Annotated in this window: 20 protein-coding genes and 1 pseudogene; 10 read left to right on the top strand and 11 right to left on the bottom strand. The window is 68.9% G+C overall.

What is annotated here, in order from left to right; all coding sequences use genetic code 11:
• Positions 1–27: 27 nt before the first annotated feature.
• Complete coding sequence (locus HUA74_RS08110) at positions 28–333, bottom strand: hypothetical protein (protein WP_174454055.1); 306 nt, start codon at positions 331–333, stop codon at positions 28–30.
• A 205-nt stretch (positions 334–538) separates the two neighbouring features.
• On the opposite strand from HUA74_RS08110, the gene HUA74_RS08105 reads away from it, so the two are divergent.
• Positions 539–2,935, top strand: coding sequence for a carbohydrate-binding domain-containing protein (locus HUA74_RS08105; protein ID WP_174454054.1), 2,397 nt, complete (start codon positions 539–541; stop codon positions 2,933–2,935).
• 22 nt (positions 2,936–2,957) lie between these two features.
• Positions 2,958–4,628, top strand: a complete 1,671-nt coding sequence (locus tag HUA74_RS08100) for a DUF1501 domain-containing protein (protein ID WP_174454053.1) — start codon at positions 2,958–2,960, stop codon at positions 4,626–4,628.
• 51 nt (positions 4,629–4,679) lie between these two features.
• On the opposite strand, the gene HUA74_RS08095 is transcribed toward HUA74_RS08100, so the two are convergent.
• On the bottom strand, positions 4,680–4,919 hold the full coding sequence (locus HUA74_RS08095; protein WP_254624968.1) for a SelT/SelW/SelH family protein: 240 nt from the start codon (positions 4,917–4,919) through the stop codon (positions 4,680–4,682).
• Positions 4,920–5,314: 395 nt separating this feature from the next.
• On the opposite strand from HUA74_RS08095, the gene HUA74_RS08090 reads away from it, so the two are divergent.
• Entirely contained in the window at positions 5,315–6,757 is a 1,443-nt protein-coding gene (locus tag HUA74_RS08090) for a pyridoxal-dependent decarboxylase (protein ID WP_174454052.1), read from the top strand.
• Here HUA74_RS08090 and HUA74_RS08085 read toward each other — a convergent pair.
• Positions 6,735–9,242: an ATP-binding protein gene (locus HUA74_RS08085; protein ID WP_174454051.1), complete on the bottom strand. Its 2,508-nt coding sequence runs from the start codon at positions 9,240–9,242 to the stop codon at positions 6,735–6,737. The two genes, HUA74_RS08090 and HUA74_RS08085, sit on opposite strands and share 23 nt — an antisense overlap.
• 200 nt (positions 9,243–9,442) lie before the next feature.
• Here HUA74_RS08085 and HUA74_RS08080 point away from each other — a divergent pair, with 200 nt between their 5' ends.
• Positions 9,443–10,162 (top strand): glycosyltransferase family 2 protein, encoded by a 720-nt coding sequence (locus HUA74_RS08080; RefSeq protein WP_174454050.1) that lies wholly within the window; start codon positions 9,443–9,445, stop codon positions 10,160–10,162.
• Positions 10,163–10,201: 39 nt separating this feature from the next.
• Here HUA74_RS08080 and HUA74_RS08075 read toward each other — a convergent pair whose 3' ends face one another.
• Complete coding sequence (locus HUA74_RS08075; protein ID WP_174454049.1) at positions 10,202–12,313, bottom strand: cation:proton antiporter; 2,112 nt, start codon at positions 12,311–12,313, stop codon at positions 10,202–10,204.
• Between the two features lie 168 nt (positions 12,314–12,481).
• Positions 12,482–12,958, bottom strand: coding sequence for a hypothetical protein (locus HUA74_RS08070; protein ID WP_174454048.1), 477 nt, complete (start codon positions 12,956–12,958; stop codon positions 12,482–12,484).
• A gap of 363 nt (positions 12,959–13,321) precedes the next feature.
• Here HUA74_RS08070 and HUA74_RS08065 point away from each other — a divergent pair, with 363 nt between their 5' ends.
• The 3 genes from HUA74_RS08065 (at position 13,322) to HUA74_RS08055 (ending at position 15,949) form a co-directional block, all read left to right on the top strand.
• Complete coding sequence (locus HUA74_RS08065; protein ID WP_141641346.1) at positions 13,322–13,864, top strand: hypothetical protein; 543 nt, start codon at positions 13,322–13,324, stop codon at positions 13,862–13,864.
• 169 nt (positions 13,865–14,033) lie between these two features.
• Positions 14,034–15,068, top strand: a complete 1,035-nt coding sequence (locus HUA74_RS08060; protein ID WP_141641347.1) for a rod shape-determining protein — start codon at positions 14,034–14,036, stop codon at positions 15,066–15,068.
• A 119-nt stretch (positions 15,069–15,187) separates the two neighbouring features.
• Complete coding sequence (locus tag HUA74_RS08055) at positions 15,188–15,949, top strand: hypothetical protein (protein WP_141641348.1); 762 nt, start codon at positions 15,188–15,190, stop codon at positions 15,947–15,949.
• 78 nt (positions 15,950–16,027) lie between these two features.
• On the opposite strand, the gene HUA74_RS08050 is transcribed toward HUA74_RS08055, so the two are convergent.
• The 4 genes and pseudogenes from HUA74_RS08050 to HUA74_RS08035 form a co-directional block, all read right to left on the bottom strand.
• On the bottom strand, positions 16,028–16,597 hold the full coding sequence (locus HUA74_RS08050; protein WP_174454365.1) for an imm11 family protein: 570 nt from the start codon (positions 16,595–16,597) through the stop codon (positions 16,028–16,030).
• A 19-nt stretch (positions 16,598–16,616) separates the two neighbouring features.
• Entirely contained in the window at positions 16,617–17,963 is a 1,347-nt protein-coding gene (locus tag HUA74_RS08045; protein WP_174454047.1) for an AHH domain-containing protein, read from the bottom strand.
• A gap of 47 nt (positions 17,964–18,010) precedes the next feature.
• Positions 18,011–18,223 (bottom strand): annotated as a pseudogene (locus tag HUA74_RS08040) (hypothetical protein); the annotation flags it as partial.
• A 5-nt stretch (positions 18,224–18,228) separates the two neighbouring features.
• The gene (locus HUA74_RS08035) at positions 18,229–19,014 is read right to left on the bottom strand and encodes a glutathione S-transferase family protein (protein WP_174454046.1); all 786 of its coding nucleotides are present in this window, start codon (positions 19,012–19,014) and stop codon (positions 18,229–18,231) included.
• Between the two features lie 241 nt (positions 19,015–19,255).
• On the opposite strand from HUA74_RS08035, the gene HUA74_RS08030 reads away from it, so the two are divergent.
• Genes HUA74_RS08030 through HUA74_RS08020 form a run of 3 tightly spaced genes read left to right on the top strand, consistent with a single transcriptional unit; the run spans position 19,256 to position 21,658 of the window.
• Complete coding sequence (locus HUA74_RS08030) at positions 19,256–20,065, top strand: YdeI family protein (protein ID WP_254624967.1); 810 nt, start codon at positions 19,256–19,258, stop codon at positions 20,063–20,065.
• A gap of 22 nt (positions 20,066–20,087) precedes the next feature.
• Positions 20,088–20,849 (top strand): ABC transporter ATP-binding protein, encoded by a 762-nt coding sequence (locus HUA74_RS08025; protein WP_141641352.1) that lies wholly within the window; start codon positions 20,088–20,090, stop codon positions 20,847–20,849.
• Between the two features lie 2 nt (positions 20,850–20,851).
• On the top strand, positions 20,852–21,658 hold the full coding sequence (locus HUA74_RS08020; RefSeq protein WP_174454045.1) for an ABC transporter permease: 807 nt from the start codon (positions 20,852–20,854) through the stop codon (positions 21,656–21,658).
• 4 nt (positions 21,659–21,662) lie between these two features.
• On the opposite strand, the gene HUA74_RS08015 is transcribed toward HUA74_RS08020, so the two are convergent.
• Together HUA74_RS08015 and HUA74_RS08010 are read right to left on the bottom strand one after the other, a co-directional pair.
• The gene (locus tag HUA74_RS08015) at positions 21,663–23,741 is read right to left on the bottom strand and encodes a prolyl oligopeptidase family protein (protein WP_174454044.1); all 2,079 of its coding nucleotides are present in this window, start codon (positions 23,739–23,741) and stop codon (positions 21,663–21,665) included.
• Between the two features lie 149 nt (positions 23,742–23,890).
• Positions 23,891–24,886 (bottom strand): zinc-binding dehydrogenase, encoded by a 996-nt coding sequence (locus HUA74_RS08010; RefSeq protein WP_174454043.1) that lies wholly within the window; start codon positions 24,884–24,886, stop codon positions 23,891–23,893.
• Positions 24,887–24,953: the final 67 nt, after the last annotated feature.

Here is a 24,953-nt window from a genome sequence, read left to right as displayed (position 1 = left end):
CACCCAACCGCAGGCCCCGCGCGAGGCTCAGGTCCGCGCCGCGCCGGGCTCCACCAGGGGCAGCGTCTGCGTGGTGATCTCCTCGTACAGCTCCGGAGTCACCGCGTCCGCGGGCCCCCGCCCCTCCAGCACCACCGTGCCCGGCGTCACATGCCGAACCCGGGACATCGGCAGCTGCCCCCACCGCCGGCTGAACGGCCAGGGCCTCACGTAGATGTGCACGCCGCTCAGCAGGGCCACGTACCCCAGGAACGTCCCCTCCTCGTCGCGCACGCGCATGCCTCGGATGATGGAGCGCCGCTCGTAGGGCGACGCCATGTCGGGCCAGGCCATCCGTCCACCTCCTTCCACCAACCTGCACCTTCCTCCGCCTACCCGGGAGCACTCCGCACTCGCCTGTTTCCTTGCCAGCGCAGGCAACTGCTTCCCCAACGAAGTCGATAACTTCCTGTTTTCTCTGAATTCACCATGTTGACGACTGGTCAATCGCACCACGGTCGTGCCAGCATGGGGTCACCCCTCACCCCTGGAGGGCAACATGAGCGCTACCCCCCCGCGCCCGTGGAGCCTCGCAGTGGCAGTGCTCGCGTCGTTCGCCGCTGGTTGCCTCGGCGAGGCGTCGCTCGACATGCAAGGTGTGCCGGATTACGACAATCCGAACCCACCGCCTCCCCCGGTCCAGCAGGACGGCTCGCTGCCGTGTGATTTGGAGAGCGTCCCCGCCGGGGTGACGCTCGCGGGCATCGCCAGCGACTTCGAGCGGGTGGTGCAGCCCGCACTGGTGCGGGAGGTGTCGGGCTGTATCTCCTGCCACGCGCCCACCAGCGGACGGCTCTTCCGGGTGGGCCTCAACGGCGTGGAGAACTTCTACGCCATCCGCGCGGCGGGCTATCTCACCCCGTCGTCGGGCTCCATGTTGTCGCGCCTGGTCACCACGGATGAGAGCGCGCGCATGCCCAGGGCCCAGCCGGCCTGGAGCGCGCAGGAGATCGCCGCCGTGGCCAGCCTCACCTGCCAGTTGGCGGCGGTGGAGACGCGCCAGCCGTCGTCGCCGCCGGACGAGGAGTTCCCTCCCGCGCTGCTGGAGGCCTACAGCGGCCCGTCCGTCGCCACGTATGACAATCCCTTCCTGAGCTACGAGCAGCTCAAGGGCAAGGTGAAGGCCGTCTTCAACGACGACTGGGTGCGCGGCGGCCAGGACCGCTTCGCGCAGAACGTGGGCGTGTTCGGCGGCGTGGACTACAAGGACCACTTCGTCGAGGCGCGCGTGGCCTCGGCCGACTTCTTCCTGGGCCTGGATGATTTGTCGCGCGACGTGTGCCTCACGGCCGCCACCGCGAAGACGGGGCCCTTCTCCGGCCTGGACCTGGCCCTGCCGCTGACGGACATCCCCGCGCCCTCCACGAAGACGTACGAGATGGAGGCCGCCGCGAAAGATGGCACCACCATCCCCGCCGGCACGCAGATTCTGGCGAGCACCGGCGGCAAGTCCGGCAGCACCGGGTGGAACCTCTACACCACCGGCACCCTCACCACGCTCCAGCCGTACGCCTTCCCCGCCTCCGCCACCTACCGCTTCACGGTGAAGGCGAAGGGTGACCTGTGCGGCCCGGACCTGCCGAACCTGCAGCTCAAGGTGGACGGCGTGCTGGTGAAGGAGTGGGCCGTCGCGAACAACACGGCCTACGCGGACTTCGTGCACACGCAGGCCGTCACCAGCGGGGACCACATCCTCACGGTGGCCTTCACCAACGACTATGGCGAGACGGGCGTCTGCGACCGCAACCTGCACGTGGACGCGCTCGTGGTGTACGGCCCCACGGAGGCGGCCACCGGCACGCAGCGCGCGGACGCGGCGAAGGCCAAGGTGGACACCGTCTACCGGCGGATGCTGTACCGCGCCGCGACGCCGCAGGAGCGCACCAACGGTTATGCGCTGGTGACGGGCCTCCTGGACATCGAGGCGAACGTCACCAAGGCCTGGAGCGGCCTGTGCGAGGGCCTGATGCGTGCCCCCGACTTCCTCTTCACCCTGCCGCCTTCCTACGAAGCGGCCTCCGGCAAGGAGCGCGACAAGCTGCTGTTGGTGAAGCTGGCGCAGGACCTGCTGGGCCGCCCGCCTTCCGCCGCGGACTTCACCGCGCTGGAGAGCGGCACGAAGACGTGGGAGGCCATGGTGGACGGCTACCTGGCCTCGGCGGACTTCCGCTCCAACTACTTCCGCCGCATGCGCGTGCGCACGGAGAGCGAGGGCACCCCCGACACGGACGAGCCCGCGCGGCTGTGGACCTTCCTCGTCGAGCAGGAGCGGCCACTGCAAGAGCTGCTCGTCGGTGACTACTCGGTGGACGCGGCCTTCCAGCAGGTGACGCGGCCCACGCAGCACGGCAAGACGGGCGTGCTCACGATGAAGGGCTTCATCAAGAACAAGCCGGGCCTGCCGCACTACAACTACGCGGCGCGGGTGATGACGGACTTCATGGGCACGCTGTACGAGGTGCCCGCCGAGGTCTTCGACATGCGCGGCGCGGCCACGGCCTCCTCCACGGTGGACCCCAGCAGCATCTGCTTCTCGTGCCACCAGACGCTCACCCCGCTGGCGCACCAGCGCCTGAAGTGGGACGACGAGGGCAACTACCGCACGGCGGACGAGCAGGGCGTCACGCTGGACGACACGGACCGGAACCTGGCGGCCACCTACGCCTTCAAGGGCCCGGGCATGGAGGCCTTCGCCACCCAGGCGGTGAAGAAGGAAGCCTTCGTGCGCCGCACGCTCAACGCCCAGTACGCGCTCTTCTTCGGCCGGGAGATGCGGCACCAGGAGGACGAGCGCGTCATCTACAAGCGCCTGTGGGACGTCAGCCAGGCGCAGCACGGCAACTTGAAGGCCGTGCTGAAGACCATCGCCACCTCGCCCGAATACCTGCGCCAGTAACCGCGCCCAAAGGACCGCCGCCATGAACCGCCGCCGATTCCTCGCGGGCGCCGCAGCGGGCGCCGCCATCAGCACCCTGGACTGGCTCCGCTTCTTCCGCTCCTTCGGAGTGCCGGGGACGAAGAAGGAGCTGGGCTTCGCCGAGGCCGCCGCCGCCGAGGCCGACGACCCGCACTTCCTCATCTACTGGTTCCAGGAGGGAGGCTGGGACGGGTACTCGATGTTCAACCCCGTCCACACGCCCAATGACGCCATCCGCGTCGTCCCGGCCGGAGAGCTGCGCCCCACGCCCTCCTGGACGCAGCACCGCTACCGCCCGAAGAACTACGGCACCACGCCGTCGGACCCGCCCAGGATGCAGGGCAACATCCAGTACGGCTACCTGGCGCAGGACGGCCTGGACCTGTTCCCGGACCTGGCGGTGGTGTCCAGCCACAACGGCAACACCTTCCACTCCGGCGGCCGGTGGGAGTACCACTACGGCAAGTACAGCGCCTCGCTGTCCGGCAAGCGCAACGCGGACGAACGCACCGTGATGCAGGCGTTCTGCGAGGCCTACGGCACCGGCTACCTGTTGCCCCACGTCTCCTGGCACCGCTGGCTGTCGGACGGTGAGCTGTCCATTCCGTCCTACCCGGAGGGCACCGGCTACTACGAGAAGCTGGGCCCGGTGCATGCCCACACGCTCTACGGCAAGACGCCGGGCGCGATGCGAGACAGGCTGTCCTCGCTGGGCAACGTGGCGCAGGGCCAGCGCGACGCGCGCATCCGCCAGTTCACCGACAACCTGCAGGCCAGCTTCCTGGCGGAGAAGAACAGCGAGTCGGTGCGCGCCTTCTCCTCCGCGCTCCAGATTCACCGCGCGCTGACGGCGGGCGGCAGCATCAACCTGGACCCGCGCACGCTGTTCACCGACACCACGCTGCGCGCCGAGTTCGGCATCACCGCCGCGGACGAGGCCACCGACTCCTCGTCCATCAACGGCAACCCCGCTCGCACCAAGGAGACGCCCAACACCAACGTGCAGGCGTTGATGACGTACGAGCTGATGACGAAGGGGCTGTCCATCGGCTTCTTCATCGAGAACCGGGGCCTGCGCCAGTTCGACACGCACCGGGACCGGCGCTCCATCATGAACAACAAGGGCCAGACGGAGCAGCGCGACACCATGCGCAAGCACCTCTGGAACCCGCTCAAGACGCTGGTGGCCAAGCTCAAGTCGACGCAGTACGGGACGACGGGCAAGAGCTACTACGACTTCACCACCATCGTCCTCGCCTCGGAGATGGGCCGCACGATTCAGGGCGACGTGGAGGGCATCCTCACCAAGGCGGACGTGACGGATGCGCAGAAGTACGAGGAGATCATGCTCCAGGACTGCTGCCAGCACTGGCGGGTGAACAGCGCGGCCTTCCTCGGCGGCACCGTGCGCGGCAACACGCAGTACGGCCGCGTGGGCAGCGTCTCACTGGACGGCATTCCCATGATGCCGGATGGCACCTTGGACCCGGCCTTCAACCCGGACACGGGCCTGCTGATGACGGGGCGGACCAAGAGCGCCAACAGCTTCATCTCCGACGCGGGCCACCTGTACGCGACGGCGTTGCACCTGTCCGGCCTGGACCCCGTGGCGCTGAAGGCCGCGGGCAAGGGCAAGAACGACAGGCCAGCGATGAAGTTCATCAAGCGCTGAGTCGACGAAGGCGACCTGGAGTGCTCCTCCGGGTCGCCTCGCGCGCGAGGGTCATCCGTCCAGGGCGCGCGCCACCGCGTCGACCACCTCCTGGTCCGTGGGGAAGGCCAGCGAGTCCTTTCGGATGACGACCTTGTCACCCACCCTGACCTCGTAGCTGCCCGACGGGCCTGGCTTCAGCTCCGTCTCCACATCCAGTTCGTCCTTCAGCACGGCCGCCGCACGGGCGGCCCGAGGCTTGTAGCCTCAGGAATTACAGTAGGTAATCGAGACCGACTTCGCGTCCGCCATGGTGCGTCTCCTCGCGTGGGCGCATCGACTCGTGCGCACGTCCTGGAGATAATGCGTTTCAAGCGCGCGAGCCAGCCTGCTTGCCTGCCTCGACCGGGGACGCGCGAGGCCCGGGGGCCCTTCGTCCCACCTGCTCGCGACACCCGTCCGCTCGAGACCTGCGCGAGCCTCCGAGGCGCCCTCCCGCCTGCCTGCCCCGACCGGGGACGGGCGCGAGCTCGGGGAGCCGTCGTCTCGCCGGCCCGCGCCTCCTGTCCGCGCAAGACGTGCGCGCGGCCCGGAGGAGCCTGCCCTCATCCCGGCCTCTCGGGTCGTTCATCGGTGAGCGGGACTTGGGGCTCCGCGCTCGTACCCGAGGACGTCGCCATCCATCGAGGTTAGGTTCCCGGTCCGCCATGACCGACTTTCGTGAGCGCATCGCCGCCGCCTATGACACCGAGGCCTTCCGTCGCGAGGGTCGCCAGTTGGTGGACACGCTGGCGGACTATCTGCGACAGGCCGAGCGCGGCGAGGGCCTGCCCGTGTTGCCCTGGGCGGCTCCGGCGGTGAACGTGGACCGCTTCGCCGCCTCCTTCCCGGAGGAGCCCACGGGAGACTTCGCGGAGCTGATGGCGAGCGTGCTCTCCGGTTCCAACCACCTGCACCACCCGCGCTACGTGGGCCATCAGGTGACAGCCCCCGTGCCGCTGGCCGCGCTGTGCGACGCCGTCTCCTCCCTGCTCAACAACGGCATGGCCGTGTACGAGATGGGTCCGGTCTCCACCGCCATGGAGCGCAACGTGCTGCGGTGGATGGCGGCGCGCCTGGGGATGCCGGAGTCCACGGACGGCGTGCTGACCTCGGGCGGCTCGCTCGGCAACCTCACCGCGCTGCTCGCCGCGCGGCAGGCCCGGGCCGGCTACGACGCCTGGAACGACGGCGCGCACGCGGGGCCTCCGCTCGCCGTGCTGGTGCCGACGACCGCGCACTACTGCGTGTCGCGCGCCACGCGGGTCATGGGCTGGGGCTCGGGCGGCGTGGTGCCCGTCCCCGTCGACAGCCGCTTCCGCCTGCGCCCGGAATCCCTGGGGCCCGCGCTGGAGTCGGCCACTCGCGCGGGGCGCAAGGTCATCGCCGTCGTCGCCAGCGCCGGCTCCACCGCCACCGGCGCGTTCGACCCGCTGGAACCCGTGGCCGACTTCTGCGAGCGCCACGGCCTGTGGTTCCACGTGGACGCCGCGCATGGTGCCGCCGCCGTGCTCAGCTCCGAGTACCGCCACCAGACGCGCGGCATCGACCGCGCGGACTCCGTCGTCTGGGACGCGCACAAGGGCCTGTTGATGCCCGCGCTGGTGACGGCCGTCCTCTTCCGCGACGGCGCGCGCTCCTTCGAGTCCTTCGCCCAGGAGGCCAGCTACCTCTTCGGCAACACCGAGCGGCCCTGGAGCGACGTGGGCCTGCGGACGATGGAGTGCACCAAGGAGATGATGGCGCTCAAGCTCTACACCTGCCTCCGCGTGCTGGGCACGCGCCTCTTCGCGGACGCGGTGACGGAGTCGTACACCCTGGCCCGTCGCTTCGCCGAGCGCCTTTCCGCCGCCCCCGACTTCGATGTGCCGGTGTCCCCCGACTGCAACATCGTCTGCTTCCGCCACACGCCCGCGCACGTCCCGCCCGAGGAGTGGGACGCCCTCCAGGCCCGGCTGCGCGAGCGACTGGTGACACGCGGGGACTTCTACCTGGTGCAGACGAAGCTGCCCACGGGCGTGTACCTGCGCGTCACCCTCATCAACCCCCTCACCACCGACGCGGACCTGGACGCGCTGATGGAGGCGCTCAGGACGGCAGCTCGACGGTGAACTCGCTGCCGACGCCGGGCTCGGAGGCCACCGAGACGACGCCGCCCAGCACCGACACCATCTCCCGCACCAGCGTCAGCCCCAGGCCCACCCCCGGCTTGGACTTGTTCTCCAGGGGCTCCAGGTGCTCGAAGGGCTCGAACACGCGCGACTGCGCGGCGCGGGGGATGCCCGGGCCGGTGTCTCGCACCCGCAGGCGCCAGCCCTGGGGGCGCTCCTCCACCGCCACCGACACGCCGCCCTGCTCGGTGTACTTCACCGCGTTCGTCACCAGGTTGAGCAGCACCATCTGGACGATGCGCGGGTCCGTGCGCGCCACCGCCTTGCCGGGCGGCCGCTCCAGCTCCAGCGCCAGGCCCTTGCGGCGGGCCTCCGCGCGCGCCTCCTCCACCACCTCCTCCACCACCTCGCCAAGGTCCACCGCCTGACGCCGCACCACCAGCCGGCCCTCTTCCAGTTGGTTGTACTGAAGCACCATCTCCACCATGTCCCGCAGGCGCACGGTGGAGCGGTGCATCCGGTCGAACATGTCCAGCGCGCGGGGCGGCATCCCTCCCAGCTCCCGCTGGAGCGCATGCTGGGTGAGCTGGAGCACCGACAGCGGCGTGCGCAGCTCGTGCGACACCAGTTGGAGCAGCGTGCTGCGCGACGTGCTGGCGCGCTCGGTGGTCTCCAGCGCCACCTCCAACTGCCGCTTGCGCATGCCCAGCTCGCGCGCCATCGCCTCCAGGTCCACCGAGCGCGCGGCCAACAGGCCCTGCAGCACCTCGCGCGTGCGCTTCACCACCGCCAGGTTCGTCACCCGCGCCACCAGCTCCTCGGAGACGAAGGGCTTCACCACGTAGTCCTGCGCCCCCGAGCGCAGCAGGTCCACCCGCAGCGCATCATCCGCGCGCGCGGTCAGCAGGAGGATGGGCGTGGACTCGATTCCGGGACGCGAGCGCACCGCGCGCACCAACTGGTCTCCCCCCATGCGAGGCATCATCAAGTCACTGACGATGACGTCCGGTTGCATCCGCTCCGCCTGGACCAGCCCGTCCACGCCGTCCACCGCGGTGGCCACCTGGAAGTCCTTCGACAGGGTCTCCACCACGAAGCGGCGCATCTCCCGCGTGTCCTCCACCACCAGCACGCGCGGGCGGCTCGAGTCCTCCGCGCGCGTCGACGCCACCACCTCCCGCGCCTCCGGTCGCAGCAGGTCCAGCTCCGCGCGCGCCGCCGCGTGATGCTCCACCCGCGCCTCCACCTCCGGACGCGCCGACAGCTTCGCGCCCGAGGGCGCCATCAGCGGCAGCTCCACCACGAAGCGGGCGCCGCCCCCCGGCCGGTCCTCCACCCAGACGCGCCCCTCGTGCAGCACCACGAAGTCCCGGGCAATGGCCAGGCCCAGCCCCGTGCCCCCCAGGTCCCGCACGGTGGCCTCGTCCCCCTGGCGGAAGCGCTCGAAGATGGCCTCACGCAGCTCCAGCCGCACGCCCGGCCCGGTGTCCTCCACCACCAGCCGGCCTCGCCCCGCCTCCGCGCTCAACGCGACGCGGATGCTGCCTCCCGGGGGCGTGAACTTGGCGGCGTTGGACAAGAGGTTGAGCACCACCCGGTCCACCTTCTCCGAGTCCACCTGCGCCGGCAGCATCGCCGGCAGCTCCAGCGCGAAGTCCAGCCGCCGCTCCGCCGCCAGCCCCTCGAAGTTCTCCGCGCCCAGCCGCACCAGCCTCGCCAGGTCCACCTCCTCGTACTGGAGGCGCATCTTCCCCGCGTCCAGCTTGGCCACGTCCAGGAGCGCGTTCACATGCCGCAGCAGCACCCGCGCGTTGCGGCGCACCACCTCCAAGTCCTTGTGGGCGGACTCGGACAGCTCCCCCTGGTTCAGCAGCCGCTCCACCGGCCCCAGGATGAGCGTCAGCGGCGTGCGCAGCTCATGGCTGACATTGGCGAAAAAGCCGGTGCGCTGCGCCTCGGATGCCTTCAGCCTCGCGTACAGCTCCTCCAGCTCCACGGAGCTCTTCTCCAGACGCACCCGGCGCTCCTCGGACAGCCGCGCCGCCTCCGTGAACTCCACCACCCGCCCGCGCAGCGGCACCAGGTACATGCCCGTGGCCACCGACGCCACCGCCGTCACCACCTTGATGCCACCCGCCAGGTAGTAGGCCGAATACCAGACGTTCCACACCTCCATCAGGTGCGTCAGCCCACACGCGCCAATGAAGACGCCAAATGACAGAATCATCCCGCCAAAAGGCAGCCGGCTGCGTCGCACCATCGCGTACAGCGACAGGGAGATGAAGAAGTAGGCGGCGCCGATGAGCGCGTCCGACAAGACATGCATCACCACCAGCTCCTGCTTCCACAGATAGCAGTGGCCGTGAGGCATGTTCCAGGCACCGTAAAGCACGTCCCGCAGACCCGCCCAGGGTCCCTCTTCCACCAGGGAAGACCGCACCAGGGAAACCGCGCCGCGTACCGCATGTCCGAGCTGGTCGTTCATGGCGTTCCCTTCCACTGTCCGCATGACAGGGGGGCCCCCCATGGCCCTCCCCCCAAGAAAGCATTCCACGCAAAACAGGCACCTCTTGCTACCCCCCCATCTCACACTGGCGCGAGAGGAAAGGGCATTCACCCCGGCTCCACGCGCCGGGTGCTGGACAGTCGCCCTCCCCCGCGAAATGAGGTAGAGGGCTCAACGCCATGCTCGTCTCTCTCGTCATCCCCGTTTACAATGAGATTCCCACGCTCGCGGAGCTGCTGCGCCGCTGCATCGCCGTCGACTTTCCGAAGGAGCTTGTCCTGGTGGACGATTGCTCCCGGGACGGAAGTCGGGAGCTGCTCCAACAGCTCGCGGAACAGGGCGTGGGTGTGTTGGGGGGAACCCCCAAGAACCGGAACGAAGTCCGGGTGCTCTTCCAGGAGCAGAACCAGGGCAAGGGCGCCGCGCTGCGGCGCGGCTTCGCGGAGTCGACGGGGGACATCATCCTCGTTCAGGACGCGGACCTGGAATACGACCCCAAGGACATCCCGAAGGTGATTCAGCCCATCCTGGATGGAGAGGCGGACGTCGTCTTCGGCAGTCGCTTCACGGGGACGCCCCGGCGGGTGCTGTACTTCTGGCACACCGTGCTCAACAACATGCTGACCACGCTCTCCAACATGACGAGCGGCCTGAACCTCACGGACATGGAGACCTGTTACAAGGCCTTCCGCGCCGAGGTGCTGCGCTCCGTCGAGGTGGAGGAGAACCGCTTCGGCTTCGAGCCCGAAATCACCGCCAAGGTGGCCCGAGGCAACTGGCGCATCTTCGAGGTGCCCATCAGCTACCACGGGCGCACGTACGAAGAGGGCAAGAAGATTGGCTGGAAGGACGGCGTGCGCGCCCTCTACGTCATCGGCAAGTACGCGCTGAAGCGGTAGGGGCGGCGGGACACGGCCACCGCCCCCACCGGGGCGGTGCTACCCGTGGGCCCGCGTCTCCGGCGCCGGCGGTTCGGGCGGCGGCGACGCGGGCTCCACACCCATCAAGAGCGCCTTGGCCGCGTCCACCGCCTCGCACGTGCCCGTCAGCGCGAGCACGTCTCCGGCCCTCAGCACCTCCTGCGCGGTGGGCACGGAAAGGCTCTCCTCACCGCGCTGAATCGCGAGCACCGTCGCGCCGGTGAGGCCGCGCAGGTTCACCTGGGCCAGCGTCTTGCCCGCCACCGGGCTCTTCTCCTCCAGCCGCACGGACGCCGGAGCGCCCAGGCCCGGCAACAGGCCCTGGACGTGGTCCAGCGCGTGCTCGTCCCCGCCCGGCTCCTTCGAGTGGGACTGCGCCGCCAGCGCCGCGACGATGACCTGCGCTCCGGCGCGCACGTGTCCGTGCAGGTTGGTGGCGCCGCGCCAGAACGCCACCCCCAGCGCGCCCACCAGCGTCAGCACGATGAGGGGACCGGTGGCGCCCTTGAGGAAGGGCTGCGTCACCATGACGACGGGGATGCCCACCAACAGGACGATTCCCACCTGCAGCGTGACGAGCAGCACCCGCCGGGGCGCCGCGGCCAGGTCCAGCTTGCCGTCCTTGCGCGCCGGCAGCGCGGCTTCCGCCAGCGTGGCGCCCAGCCGCCGGGCGATGCCGATGACGCCCAGGATGAACGGCACCGACAGCAGCACCGCGCCGCCGAGGATGACGTTCTTGGACACGTCCTCGTCCAGCCCCGTGCGCGTCTCGACGAAGCCCGCCATGCGCTCGGCCGACATCGTCGTGCCAATCACCAGCGTCACCAGCAGCACGGCGTCCAGCACCAGCAGGCGAATCAGCCGCCGCACGTCCGCGCCCAGCGTCTCGCGCCGGGGCGCCTGCCGCAGCCGCTCCACCCAGGTGCCGTACAGCGTGACGAAGGTCTGCAGCGGCTTGGGCAGCTTGCGGTCCACCCACGTCGCCACCGGCCCCGACACCTTGATGAGCAAGGGCGTGGTCAGCGTGGTGATGGCCGACACGGCCACCGCCACCGGATAGATGAACGAGCCCGTCGCCTTCAAGGACAGCCCCAGGCCCGCGATGATGAAGGAGAACTCACCAATCTGCGCCAGGCTCATGCCCGCCTGGACGGACGTGCGCGTGCCGTTGCCCGTGAGGAACGCCCCCAGCGTCACGCTGAGCAGCTTGCCCAGGATGACCACCGCGGTGAGCACGAGGATGGCCGCCCAGTGCTCGACGATGAGCTCCGGGTTGATGAGCATGCCCACCGACACGAAGAAGATGGCCGCGAACATGTCGCGCACCGGCTGCACCAGGTGCTCCACCAGCTTCTCCTCGCCCGACTCCGCCACCAGCGAGCCCGCGAGGAACGCGCCGAGTGCCACCGAGTAGCCGAACGACTGCGCCAGCAGCGCCACCGCGAAGCAGATGCCCACGCTCGTCACGAGCGTCGTCTCCGGCCGGTTCAGCTTGATGACCGCGCGCATGGCCCGGGGGATGATGAACAGGCCCACCGCCACCAGCCCCACCAGGAACGCCACCAGCTTGCCCGTGGTGAGCGTGAGGTCCTTCACGTTCAGGCCCGCGCCCGTGGAGACGGCCGTCAGGGTCGCCATCAACAGCACGGCGATGAGGTCCTCGACGATGAGCACCCCCACCACCAGCTCCCGCAGCTTGCCCCGGATGCCCTGCTCGTCGAACGCCTTGGCGATGATGGTGGTGCTGGAGATGGCGATGAGCGCGCCGGTGAAGAGGCTCTCCAGCGTCGTCCACCCGAAGGCCCGCCCCACCACGAAGCCCAGCCACACCATGATGCTGCACTGGATGACGGCGGTGACGCCGGCGGTGAAGCCCACGGAGAACAGCTTGCGCAGGCTGAACTCCAGCCCCAGCGAGAACATGAGCAGGATGACGCCCAGCTCCGACAGCGTCGTGACGACCTCTGGATTGGCCACCAGCGGAATCGGCACGAAGGGCCCCACGACGAGCCCCGCGAGGATGTAGCCCAGCACCACGGGCTGTCGCAGCTTCTGGAAGAGAACAGTCGTCACCGCGGCGACGCACAGGACAATGGCAATGGCCTGGAGGACCTCGTGGGCTCCGTGCATCAGGTCACCTCAAAAATGAAAAACTCGGATGGGACACGACCCGCCGTCGCTCCGAGGAAATCGGAGACAAAGGCCGTCGCGCGCGAAGGAAAGGAAAAGACGTCGTAACGCCGGAAATGAGCGCGGGCTCGAACAAGCGCCGGACGAAGCCGGCACGACGCTCGCGGCTCAGCGGCCCCGGGGAGGACCGCGCAACGGCCGGGTGACGATGGAGGGACGGTCCGCGATATCCCCGCTCGAAGTGGGGGCCGCCGCGGACCGACGTTCTCTCAAGGTGACGCGCGCGACGGCGTGACGCCGCTCACGGCCCCAGCGATGGAGCGCCTGGAGGTCCGGCTCGAAGGCGGCGCGGCCTCGCGCGGAGGACGGCGGGGTGAAGGCGAGGCCGGAGCCGACGTGCAGACCCGAGTCCCAGCCCCCCAGGTCGGTGACGTGGAACTGCGCGCCCCACCGACGTGAAGGCCCTTTCGAGGACTTCGAGCCCTGGCGGACGGAGGTCGCGCCGCTGTCCAGGTAGAAGCTCCGCTCGGAGGCCCACACGGTGGGGCACTCGGCGGCCTCGGCGCGAAAGACAGTGGCCAGGACGAGGCTCACCCCCAAGGCGAGCAGCACCGTCCGGAGCGTCTCGCTCCCGGAGCCGGGCATTCGCGATGTCGTGCCGGGGGAGCGCATCACTCGTTCAGGTACTACGCCGGACCTGGGCCCGTAAAGCGCGCCCTGCCTCACGCTCGCCAGTCCGCTGGAGCCAGGCTCCTGGCGCGGGACAGCTGCTCCACTGGTTGTCGCGCTCGCTGACGCGTGAGGCTGACGCCTTGCTCCAGGCCGGCGCGTCACAGACCTGTAGGGCCATGTCCTCCCCCGCGCGCGGCGCACCCGCGCGTTGGTGAAGGGGCGCGGGGCCCTTCCGTGTGGAGGGGGAGAACGTCCACCCGTGCACATCGACGGCAGGCGTCGATTCGTCGTGGGGCAGGGCCTGCCGGTTGCGAGGATCGGCCCTAACTTGAGGGCGTGCTTTCACGATTCTTGCTCTACGGGTGCACGGGTTGGGTGTTGGAGGTCCTCTTCACCGGGGCTGGCGCGGCCTTGAGCAGGGACCGGAGCGCGACGGCGCGGACCTACCTGTGGATGCACCCCATCTATGGAGGCACGGCGCTGGCGCTGGAGGAGGTCTCCGCGCGGCTCAAGCCCCTGCCTCGGCCCCTGAGGGCGCTGGCCTACACCGCCCTCATCTTCGGCGCGGAGTACGCCACGGGGTGGATGCTGCGCAAGCTGCTCGGCCGCTGCCCGTGGGACTACGCGCCGCACCGGTGGAGCGTGCACGGCCTCATCCGCCTGGACTACGCGCCCGCCTGGTACCTCACCGCGCTGATGTTCGAGCCGGTCCGGGACGGGCTGCTCCACGTCACCAGCGAGGCCCTGCGCCACACCCCCGAGTACCGGGAGGCGGAACAGGCGGGGGAATTGCCCGTGTGCCTGCCAGAAGGCCAGGCGGAGCAGGCCGGCGTGGTGGCCGCGCGCTTCGAGCAGGCCCACTCGGAAGCGGCTCCCTGAGCCCCCGAGCCTCGGGTCTCCAAGTCCGGTGGCCGACTGCCCCCCAGGCGGTTATTGGAGCGCCGCCGGCTTTTCTTCCTCCGTGCCGCGTCGCGTAGTACCTTCGCGACCGCTCTTCCCACGCGCCAGCGGGAAATTCCGCCGACTCTTCGAAAGTTTCCGCCCTCGTATGTTCGACTGGCTTCACACCCTTTTTTCGCGCGACCTCGCCATCGACCTCGGGACGGCGAACACGCTCATCTACATCCGCGGTCAGGGCATCGTGTCCAACGAGCCCTCTGTGGTGGCCGTCCAGCATGACGCGCGCGGGGGCAAGAAGGTCCTCGCGGTGGGCAAGGAAGCCAAGGAGATGCTGGGGCGGACGCCGGGCAACATCGTTGCCATCCGGCCGATGAAGGACGGCGTCATCGCCGACTTCGAAATCACGGCGGCGATGCTGCGCTACTTCATCCAGAGCGCGCACAACCGCAAGACGCTGGTCAATCCGCGCATCATCATCGGCATCCCCTCCGGCATCACCGAGGTGGAGCGCCGCGCGGTGCGTGAGGCGGCGGCGAACGCGGGCGCGCGCGAGGTCTACCTGATTGAGCAGCCCATGGCGGCGGCCATCGGCGCGGGCCTTCCGGTGACGGAGCCCAGCGGGAACATGATTGTGGACATCGGCGGCGGCACGTCCGACGTCGCGGTCATCAGCCTGGCCGGCATCGTGTTCGCCAAGAGCGTGCGCATCGGCGGCGACAAGCTGGACGAAGCCATCATTCAGTACGTGAAGCGCAAGTACAACCTGCTCATCGGTGAGCGCACGGCCGAGCTCATCAAGATGGGCATTGGCACCGCGTACCCGACGGACGAGGTCATGACCATGGAGATCAAGGGTCGCGACCTGGTGGCCGGTGTGCCGCGCACGCTGACGGTGTCCAGCGACGAAGTCCGCGACGCGCTCGCAGAGCCCGTCAACGGCATCGTCGAGGCCGTGAAGCTGACGCTGGAGCGCACGCCTCCGGAGCTGGCGGGTGACATCGCCGACAGGGGCATTGTGCTGGCCGGTGGTGGCGCGCTCCTGAAGAACCTGGACACGCTGTTGCGCGAGGAGACGGGCCTGCCCGTGTTCCTCGCGGAGGACCCGCTCTCCGCCGTCGTGATGGGCGCGGGCAAGGCGCTGGAGTCGCTCGATATCCTCCGGCAGGTCTGCCAGCCGGGCTGAGGCCCGGAAGTCACTTCCCGCCTGCGCCCACGGCGCCGTGCCTTTCACGAGGCCGGCGCCGTTCGTGTGTCCGGGGACGGGTTTGACAGCCATGTGGCGCCTGGATTGTGGTGCACCGCATGAGCTCATTCTCGGTTCGTCACACGCTGTCGGGAGTCCTCGCCGCCACGCTGCTCTTGTCCACGCCTGCCCTCGCCGACTGGGTCGGGGACCTGCGCGTGAAGAGCGCCCCACTGCCCGGACAGAAGGGCGCGCCCCCGGAGACGAAGGGCAAGATGTACGGCCGTCCGGGGATGATGCGCATGGACCTGGCGCCCGCCGAGGTCCCCGGCGGCATGTCCATCATCTTCGACTGGGACAAGCGCACCGGCACCACCCTCTTCCACTCGAGGAAGGCCGCCACCAGCCGCAGCCTCGATGACATGTCGGTGAAGATTCCCGGCACCTGTGTGGGCAAGGACCAGGACTTCGACGCCTGTTTCAAGGAGCAGGGCTTCAAGAAGGTCGGCACCGAGAAGGTCAACGGCCACCCCACCGTCGTCTACGAGGGCGTTCCTCCCGGCGCCGAGGGCAGCATCCAGCGCCAGAAGGTCTGGCGCCCCACCGACCTCCCCGAGGTCGCCTACGTGCGCAGCCAGACCTTCGACAAGCAGGGCAAGGTCCAGGCGGACATCGACGTCACCAACATCCAGATGGGCGCGCAGCCCGCCTCGCTCTTCGCCGTCCCCGCGGGCTACCAGGAGCTGGACGCCGCCAGCGCCGCGCCCCCCATCATGGGGTCCTTCAAGCCCGAGGACCTCCAGGGCAAGACGCCCGAGCAGATTCAGGAAATGATTCGTCAGCGCATGCAGCAGGGTCCTCCGCCCGCGAAGAAGAAGTAGCGCCGCGTGCGCCACGGCGCCGTGCTTCCGCGAAGGCTCGCGGAGCCGGCGCCGTTCGTGCGTCCGGGGCGTGGTGAGTCAGACCTCGGTGAACTTCGCGCCGGTGGTCCGCTCACGCGCCAGGGCTGCCTTGATGTCCTCGGAGACGATGAGGGCAACGGCCCAGCCTCGCGTGCGAAACACCTTGGCGTCGCCGACCTTCGACGTGTCGATGCGCATCCCGATGACGGACTTGTAGTCGCCGACTCGCTCGGGCTGGCCGTGCTCCGGCTTCCAGTACCGCACCTCGGCGGAAGCATTGTCGTCAATGCAGTGGATGAGCTTCGTGGCCACCAGGACCTGGTACATGTCCAGGTGGCCTTTGATGGCCACGGGAACAAGCTGCACGTCGTCGGGCGCCAGCTCCGCGAAGAGGGTTGCTACCCGAACGTGAACAACGGGCGCGACGCCGAGTCCCGCGGTGCAGAAGTCCAATCGCCTCCCGGGCTCATCGATGGGAACCGAAAGATGACCCTGGGTGGCGATGGGCCTTCCCGCCGCGAACACATAGGGGTCATCCACTTGCTGGCCGTGTTCGTCCTGGAGGTCTCCCAGGTCCCAGTTCCCAGCTCGCATGTCTTCCGTCAGCCTGAAGTAGCGGTTCGGCATCTCGGGCATCCTCTCAACTTCATTTGCCCCGAGTCACGAGCCGATGGAGCTCTGTTCCCTCCGTCGAGACTTCCGTAGCCAACTGTCGAAGTTCATCGGTCAGCGCCTTACGACATGCCGCAACGGTGCGACATGTCATCGTCGCGTCCCGAAGTCGGTCAAAAACCGCCTGATGGTATTCCTGGGGGTGAGGCCCCTTGTGCCCGCGCACCTTCACGATGTTCTCGGAGTCTTTCAGCTCCATCCCTGCCTTCCTGAAGAGTCGCCTGAACTCCGGCGTCCAAGGTCCGCCTCGCGCGGCGGAGCGCTCGTTCTTGTCGGTTGCAAGGTGGTGCCACTGCTTCTTGCGGGACCCCGCCTTTCCCCCTTCCGCCATGGCCAGCGCGTTGGGCGCGAGCGCAATCGTGAAGCCCTCACCCGACACGGCTACCGCGCGAACCCCTCCCACCGCCGCGAACTGGAAGCCCGCCTGCGACTCAACGGCGAGCGCGGCCTGCGCGGAGCCGGGCAGGCTCGCTGATTTCGCCGCCAGCCCCGCCGTATTGCCGATGGCGGCCGTCGCCAACATCACGAAGGTGCGTGCTGCGTTCTCCCCGAGCACTTCACCAAATGCCCCACCCGCTTCATCGAGCTGTTCGAACGTGGTGGCCCGTTCCACATCCCGCACGAGGGTCACCCATCCACCGATGATGCTCAGCACTGTATCCACGCCCAGATAGGCAATCGCCACCGAGGTCAGGATGGCGGCCACGCCTTTGCTCACCGGCTCGGGCAAGGCCCACAGGAGCATGTACATCGTCACCGAGGCTGTCACCATCGAGAGGACCGCCTGGGGGTCGGTCATGTCCTCCAGCGCCTCGGCCGTCTCTTCCCAGACCGAGCCCATGGCGATGGCCATCGACAGCACATACTTGCCATCACTCCCTAGCAGCGGCCCCTCATCAAGAAGACGCAGACAGTCTCTCGGCGTGCCCTTGTGCTGGCACCATCGACCATAGGCCTGGGTCATCTCCTCGTCCGCATACGCCTCCAGCAAATGGGGCCCATCGGACGCGCGCTCACCCCTGGCGGAGAGTCGGTGCGTTCGCTCCTCGTAGAGGTACAGCCCGCTGCGGGAAGGGAGTCCAAACAACTCACGGGCTTGACTCATTGGATTGCGCGAAGGAGCGACATCGCGTGCCAGCGACTTCACCGCGACATCGAACTCTTCATCCCGGAGTCGGGCCTCGCTCAGCTCCGCGCCCTCCTCCTCGTGCGGCGTCAAGGCGAAGGACTCTTGACCCGTATCGAGGCGGACAACCCGGGCCGAGGAGCACCCCAGCCCCATCACCAGACCGAGCAGCACGACACACCAACGTGGCGACATGAGCCCCTCCTGGGGGGTCCACGAATCATGCAACTGGAGCCTGGACTCTAGACCTCGGTGAACCTCGCGCCGGGAGTCCGCTCACGCTCCAGGGCTTCCTTGATGCCCTCGGAGACGATGAGTCCCAGGCCCCAGCCCCAGGTGCGGAACACCTGAGCATCACCCACCTTCGTGGTGTCGATGCGCATCCCAATGACGGACTTGTAGTCCCCCACCCGCTCGGGCCGTCCATCCTCCGGCTTCCAGTAACGAACCGCGTCCCTCGTCACCCCGTGCGGGACGCCGCGCCGCCGCTTCTAACGCCCAACGCTCGGGCCTGGGGGCGGCGGTGCTTCGCATACAGGTCGTCGCGCCACGCGAGCAGGTCGGGGAACGCGGCGGACAGTGACTCGTGATGCCAGATTTCGCGCGTCCCCGGCCCGAGCGGCAGCCACGCATCATCCACCGGCCGCGCGAACTGGAGCATGGCGCACGCGGTGATGTCCGCGTAGGTGAAGCCATCCTCCAAGTAGGGCCGTCCACGAAGCTCGGCGCGCAGATGCTCCAGCGCGGGGATGGCCGTCTGACGAATCGCCGCCTCCGGGTCCGCCATGGCCTTGTGCTTGCGTGCGATGAAGCGCGCGCCCAGCCGCGCCGTCGGAGCGGACACGCCCCGGAGGAAACCCGGGATGAACGAGGGCAGGCTCTCCGCCTGCGCGCGCGGGTTGTGGAGCAGGCGGCTCACCACGCTGGCGCGGGCGATGCTCAACACCTGGTCACTCACCGCCTCCCAGCGCTGGATGGCGGCCATCGCGTTGGCGGGGAACAAGGCCGAGCCCTGCCCCAGCGCCTCGGCGCGGCGGGCGATGGCGAACGAGCCCGTCGTCGCGACGTCCTCCTCGACGAACAGCGGCACGGAGGGATGCGTGCCTTTCGGGGTGCGCCAGCGCAGGGCCAGCTCACCGATGAGCGGCATGTGCTCACGGTAGCGGTGGTCCACGCGGTGGTGGTCCAGCGCCCAGCGGGCCTTCTCCGTCCAACCCGAGTAGCTCAACCCGTAAAGAGTGCGCATGCGCCGGGACGCTACCGCCACCATGGGGCCCGTGCATACTGGCCCCATGCCTTCAACTCGTCGGTCGCATGCCACCGGCGTGGTGTGCGAAGCAGATGAAGGAAGCCTGGCTGAGCACCGTGCGAGGACCTCCCTCCATTCCCGTGTCGGTGAGACAGGCCGCCGAGGATGACTGGCGGCTGCGGCAGTAGCGCCTCACCAGCCCTCCGCCTCCGCGGCCCCGTGGTACAAGCCGGCCCCGATGAGCCCCGCCAAGAAGACCCTGTCCGCGAGGAAGAAGTCTCCGGCCCAGAAGCCGTCGGTGCCCGAGCAGGCTGTTCCCCGCAAGCCCATGGCCCGGAATGCAACGCCCGAGGAGCCTGCTCCCGCGAAGGCCCCGGCCCGGAAGGCAACGTCCAAACCACGGGCTCCCACGCCGAGCCAGGTGGCGACCCCAAAGCCGGCATCCACTCCAGGTGCCTCCGCCACCGCGACGCCGACTGGCGAGCTACCCATCGTCTTCTTCGCGAACATGGATGCCTTCGACACATGGCTCCAGAAGCACGCCGCCACCTCGCGCGGCGCGTGGCTCAAGCTCACCAAGAAGGGCCACAGCCCCGCCTCGCTCACCTATCAGGAGGCGCTGGAGGTCGCGCTGACGTGGGGATGGATTGACGGCCAGAAGGGCCGCTTCGACGACACGGCCTACATCCTGAGATTCACCCCGCGCGGCCCGCGCAGCATCTGGTCGACCATCAACCGCGACAAGGCGCTCGCCCTCATCGCCGCGGGCCGGATGAAGCCCTCGGGGCTGGCCGAAATCGAGAACGCGAAACAGAACGGACGCTGGGAGGCCGCCTACGAATCCCAGAGCAAAATCACCGTGCCCGCCGACCTCGCCGCGGCCCTGGCCGCCAATCCCCGCGCGGAGGCGTTCTTCGCCACCCTCAACTCCGTCAACCGCTACGCGGTGCTCTTCCGCATCCACCACGTGAAGAAGGCCGAGACGCGCGCGCGCAAAATCGCCGAGTACGTCGAGATGCTCGGCAAGCACGAGAAGCTTCACAACTGACGCAGGACGCTCCACCCCCGACATGGCCGAATCCTCCAGCAATCCACCGGTGCTCTCCGTCCGCGAGCTCTGCAAGTCCTACGCGAGCACCGTCGCCGTGGATGGCATCTCCTTCGAGGTCGGCCGCAACGAAATCGTCGGACTGCTCGGCCCCAACGGCGCCGGCAAGACGACGACCATCAACATGGTGCTCGGCGTCCTCGAGCCCACCTCCGGCGCCATCCACATCCAGGGCGTGGACCTCTCCAAACGCCGCTCGCAGGCGCTCGAGTACACCAACTTCGCCGCCGTCTACGCGCCGCTCCCCGGCAACCTCACCGTCGTCCAGAACCTGCGCTACTTCGGCATGATTTACGGCGTGAAGCGCGTCTCCGAGCGAATCGAGGCCCTCCTCCAGGAGTTCGACCTCGCGCGCTTCCGCGACACCAAGTGCGGCGTGTTGTCCTCGGGAGAGCAGACGCGCGTCGCGCTCGCCAAGGCCATGCTCAACCGGCCCCAGCTGTTGCTGCTCGACGAGCCCACCGCCTCGCTGGACCCGTCGACGGCGCGTGACATCCGCGCTCGCATCCGCGACTTCACCGCGAAGGGCACCGGCGGCGTGCTGTGGACCTCCCACAACATGTACGAGGTGGAAGAGGTGTGTGACCGCGTCCTCTTCATGTCGCGCGGCAAGGTGCTCCTCCAGGGAGACCCGCGCAAGCTGCCCCAGGAGCACGGCAAGGCGACGCTGGAGGAGCTGTTCATCACCGTGGCCCGCGAGCCCCTCGCCCTGGAGCACGCCTAGCCATGCGCCTGTCCCGCGCCGCCGCCATCGTCCTGCGCCAGTTCTACCTGCTGCGCGGAAGCCCCTCGCGCGTCTTCCCCCTCTTCGTCTGGGTGGCCATCGACATCGTCCTGTGGGGCTTCATCACCCGCTACCTGGGCACCATCACCCGCGAGCCGGGCATGGACCTCCTGCCGGCGCTGCTCGGCGCGGTGCTCCTCTGGGACTTCCTCACCCGGGTGATGCAGGGCGTGACGATGGCGTTCTTCGAGGACGTCTGGTCACGCAACTTCCTCAACGTCTTCGCCACCCCCATGACCATCGCCGAGTACGTCACCGGGCTGGTGCTCTCCAGCATCGCGACCAGCTCGGTGGGACTCGTCGTCATGATTGTCGTCGCGGGCGCGGTGTTCGGCCTGTCGATGCTCGTCTATGGCGCCATGCTGGTGCCGTTCCTGCTGGTGCTGTTCCTGTTCGGAATCGCGCTCGGCATCGTCGGCACGGCGGTGGTGCTGCGACTGGGCCCTTCCGCGGAGTGGTTCATCTGGCCCATCCCCGCGCTCTTGTCCCCGTTCGTCGGCGTCTTCTACCCGCTGTCCACCCTGCCCTCGTGGATGCAGGCCATCTCCCGGCTCCTGCCCCCGTCGTACGTGTTCGAGGGCATGCGCACCATCGTCGCGGGGGGCTCGGTGTCGTGGACGACGGTGCTGATGGGGGGCGGCCTCGCCATGCTCTACATCCTGCTGGCCGCCCTGTTCTTCACCCGCGTGTTCCGCCACGCCGTGCGCACGGGCCTCATCGCCCGCTACAGCGCGGAGAGCGTGAGCTGAGCGCTCAGTCCATCAACTGCTGCGACAGATAGACGTGGTGCAGCGCCCACCGACGCGCGTTGAGCATCGGGTCGGAGTCGTTGGAGTGCCCGCCGTCGGTGTTCTCGAAGTACAGATACGGCAGCCCCATGGCCTCCAGCTTCGCGGCGAACTTGCGCGCATGGCCTGGGTGCACGCGGTCGTCCTTCGTGTTGGTGGTGATGTACGGCTTGGGGTAGCGCACGCCCGGCTTGAGGTTCTGATAGGCGGAGTACTTGGAGATGAACGCCGCGTCCTCGGGGACGAACGGGTCGCCGTACTCGCCCACCCACGACGCGCCCGCCGGCAGCTTCGGGTAGCGCATCATGTCGATGAGCGGGCTCTCGATGACGGCCGCGTTGAGCAGCTCCGGATGCTGCGTCATCACCACGCTGGTGAGGACCCCTCCGTTGGAGCGCCCGTAGATGCCGATGTGACTCGGGGAGGTGAGCTTGCGGCGGACCAGGTCCTCCAGCACGGCGGCGAAGTCGTCGAACGCCCGCTGACGATTCTCGCGCAGCGCGGCCTGATGCCAGCGCGGGCCGAACTCGCCACCGCCCCGGATGTTGGCGACGACGTACGCCCCACCGCGCTCCAGCCACAACTTGCCCATCTCCGGCAGGTACATGGGCGGCTTGGAGACCTGGAAGCCGCCGTAGCCGTACACCACCGTCGGCGTGACGCCGCCCGCCTTGGGCTTCAGGGGCCGCACCAGGAAGTACGGCACCCTCGTCCCGTCCTTCGACTTCACCCAGAACTGCTCCACCCGGTGCTTCGTCGCATCGAAGCGCGCCGGCAGCGACTTCACCTGCTTCACCGAGCCCGACGCCGCGTCACCGAGCCACAGCGACGTCGGCTCCAGGAAGCCCTCCGCGCCGGCGAACAGCTTCTCGTGCGAGGACGACGTGGCGACGATTTCCACCGCCGCGTTCTTCGGCATCGCCAGTCGCTTGCGAGTCCAGCGGCCCTTGCTCGACGAGTAGACATCCAGCGCGCCCTTCACGTCCTCGTACAGGTTGACGAGCAGCCGGGTGCGCGTGGCCGACACGCGCTCGATGGCCTGACGCGGCCCGGGCTGGAAGATGAGCGTGGGCTTCGCCTTCGCGGCGTCCTGCTTCAGCGCGTCCAGCGACCAGGCCAGCAGCGCCCCCTGCTTGAAGCGGCCCCAGTCCTCTTCAATCGTGAAGACGACCTGTCCCTGGACGAACGCCTGGAAGGACACCTTGCGCGGAAAGGGCAACCGCACCGGCGCCGCGTCTCCGAGCAGGAACAGCTCCGACTCGTAGAACGTCACCGCGCGATTGATGAGCACCCCTTGGAGCTGCCCGTCCGCGTCGTGCAACACAATGGGGGAGGCGGACACATCCTTGCGCTCGCCCCGGAAGACCTCGGTCGCCTGCTCCACCGGAGTGCCGCGCTTCCAGCGCTTGAGCACGTAGGGGTAACCGGACTCGGTGAGGGTGTCACCGCCCCAGTCCTGACCCACGAGCAGCGTGTCCATGTCCAGCCACGACACGGACGGCTTGCCCTCCTTCAGTCGGAAGCCGCCCTCGACGAACTGCTTCGTGCCCGCGTCGAACTCGCGCGACTCCACCGCGTCCTTGCCGCCGTTGGAGAGGAAGACGACGCATCGCAGGTCCGCGGGGGGCAGGCAGTCGTGGCCCTTCAAGACCCAGGGCGCGCCCTCCTTCTTCGCCAGCGCATCCACGTCCAGCACCGTCTCCCAGGGGATGGTGGCGCTCGCGTAGCCGTCCGTCGTGGTGTGCCGCCACTGGCCGCGCGGGTTCGTCGCGTCCTGCCAGAGGGTGTCCACGCCACCGGCGCGGAAGGACGGCGTGGGGATGCGGTCCGTGGCGGTGAAGATGCGCAGCGCCTCGGCCTGGAACGGCTCGAAGCGCGGGTCCTTCTCCAGCACCGCCTCCGTTCTGGCGTTCTGCGCGCGCACCCACTCCAGCGCCCGCTGCCCCTGCACCTCCTCCAGCCACAGGAAGGGGTCCTCCTCCGCCATCGCCGAGGAAGCGGTCAACAGCCCGGTCAGCAGCGGCACGACAAACAACCTGCCCATGTCCTCATCTCCTGATGGCGGCGCGGCGCGGCCTCCAACACGGCGCGCCAGCTCCCATTCCGATGGGCCAGCTTCGCCCAACCCCGGCGCCCTGGCCACCCGCACCCCGTGCTCCCACCGACGACACGCCGAGTCCTGCCCTCGCGGGCTCAGGGAATGAGCAGCACCTTGCCCGTCGTCTCACGGGCCCGCAGCGCGCGGTGCGCCTGGGCGAGGTCCGCGAGCGGATATCGCTGGCCGATGAGCACCTCGACCTGACCCGAGCCCACCAGCGTGAACAGCTCGTCGTAGCTCCGCGCGAGCAAGCCCGGCACACCGAACAGCGGCCAGCCCGAGAAGCCCGTGACGAACTGATTGCGGCTGTAGAGCCCCAGCACCTGCGCCGAGTCCAACTCGCCGAGCTGGTGCGTCGCCGCGCCGCCGTAGATGACGAGCGTGCCCTGGATGGCCAGCACCTCCAACCCGAGCCGCCGCACCTCCCCGCCCACCTGGTCGTAGATGACGTCCGGGCCTCGCCCCTCCGTCTCCACGCGGACCCGCGCCGGCCAGTCCGGCTCCGCGTAGCTCACCACCACGTCCGCGCCGAGCCTCCGCGCCACCGCGAGCTTCTCCGGCGTGCTCGCCGTGGCGATGACGCTCCGGGCCCCTTTGAGCCTGGCGAGTTGCACGAGCCAGGAGCCCACGCCCCCAGCCGCCGCGTGGACCAGCACCACCCTCCCCGCCGGAGGCACGTGCGCCAACATCCACAGCGCGGTGAGCCCCTGGAGCATCATCGCCGCGCCCTGCTCGAAGCTGATGGCATCGGGCAGGGGCACCAGCAGCGATGTCTCCACGACGAGGGACTCGGCGGCGGCGCCTCCCAACCTTCCCGCGACGAAGAGCGGAATGACTACCCGCGCGCCCACGCCCACCCCCGTTACGCCCGGCCCGAGGGCCTCCACGACTCCCGCCGCCTCCATGCAGGGGATGAAGGGAAACTCGAGCCGGACAGGAGCATCTCCCTGCCGGATGACGGTGTCCCCGAAGTTGAGACCGATGGCCTTCACTCGCACCCGGACCTGTCCCTCGCCGGGCGTGGGAGTCGGGACTTCTTCGTACGTCAGCACCTCGGGCCCACCGTTGCGGGCCAGCCTCACGACCTTCATGCGCGCACCTCCGGAAGGCAGTGAGCCATGGCCTCGCCAATGGCCTCTACCCACTTCGTCGTGGGAT

It is taken from the genome of Myxococcus sp. CA051A, from assembly GCF_013336705.1.
GTDB lineage: Bacteria > Myxococcota > Myxococcia > Myxococcales > Myxococcaceae > Myxococcus > Myxococcus llanfairpwllgwyngyllgogerychwyrndrobwllllantysiliogogogochensis.
Note: the sequence above shows the minus strand (reverse complement) of the source record. Positions and strands in the feature narration are given on the sequence as shown.